This window comes from Sporosarcina sp. AD_1 (genome assembly GCF_057373025.1).
In genome coordinates, this window is the sequence record NZ_JBPVIR010000027.1 from 1 (window position 1) to 935 (window position 935).

At 47.1% G+C, this 935-nt stretch carries 4 tRNA genes and 1 rRNA gene; all 5 read left to right on the top strand.

From position 1 onward, the window contains the following. The first annotated feature begins 209 nt into the window (after nucleotides 1-209). The 5 genes from rrf (at nucleotide 210) to ACSW3C_RS20190 (ending at nucleotide 898) form a co-directional block, all read left to right on the top strand. Nucleotides 210-325, top strand: a 5S ribosomal RNA gene (gene rrf / locus ACSW3C_RS20170). A gap of 40 nt (nucleotides 326-365) precedes the next feature. After that, a tRNA-Asn gene (locus ACSW3C_RS20175) sits at nucleotides 366-440 on the top strand. A gap of 3 nt (nucleotides 441-443) precedes the next feature. Then, a tRNA-Ser gene (locus ACSW3C_RS20180) sits at nucleotides 444-534 on the top strand. A 22-nt stretch (nucleotides 535-556) separates the two neighbouring features. Beyond that, nucleotides 557-631, top strand: a tRNA-Glu gene (locus ACSW3C_RS20185). 191 nt (nucleotides 632-822) lie between these two features. Next, nucleotides 823-898 (top strand) — tRNA-Val (locus ACSW3C_RS20190). Nucleotides 899-935 lie beyond the last annotated feature (37 nt).

Sequence of the window (935 nt, forward strand, 5' to 3'; positions counted from 1 at the left end):
GCATAGCCACGGAGGCGGGATGACTTATGACCTCGAGCGACTGGGAGTCGAAGCTGGACATTTTAAAAAGTGCATGGTTGACTTGAGTCTGCACAATGTCTGTTTTATTCAGTTTTGAACGAACAAAACGTTCAGAAAAGTATTTTTTTAAAAAAGTACTTGAAATTCTCGGCAGATTTGTTATAATAAATCTTGTCTTGTGAAAACAGTCCAGTGATGATGGCGAAGAGGTCACACCCGTTCCCATCCCGAACACGGAAGTTAAGTTCTTCAGCGCCGATGGTAGTAGGGGGCTTCCCCCTGTGAGAGTAGGACGTCGCTGGGCTGTCAGTTCACTGACACATAATAGGCCATAGTAATATTATTCCGCAGTAGCTCAGTGGTAGAGCAATCGGCTGTTAACCGATCGGTCGTAGGTTCGAGTCCTACCTGCGGAGCCAAATGGAGAGCTGTCCGAGTGGCCGAAGGAGCACGATTGGAAATCGTGTATACGCTAACCGCGTATCAAGGGTTCAAATCCCTTGCTCTCCGCCAGATTTTATTCCTAATATCATATGGCCCCTTGGTCAAGCGGTTAAGACACCGCCCTTTCACGGCGGTAACACGGGTTCGAATCCCGTAGGGGTCACCATCTTATTATAACTCACATACAGTAATGTGTTACATACAGTAATGTGAAGCATATCGCAGCTCCCGTTAAAATTGGGAGAAGCGAGCAGAACAAGGAAGCGATTGAGTGAAAGAAGGAGCGTACTACAGTACGTGACTGATTGAACGAATGAAGCTGACGCAGTAATGCGAAGCTTATCGCAATTTTAACCTGGAGGATTAGCTCAGCTGGGAGAGCACCTGCCTTACAAGCAGGGGGTCGGCGGTTCGAACCCGTCATCCTCCACCATATATACAACCGAAGTTGTTCTTTGATTCATTACTAG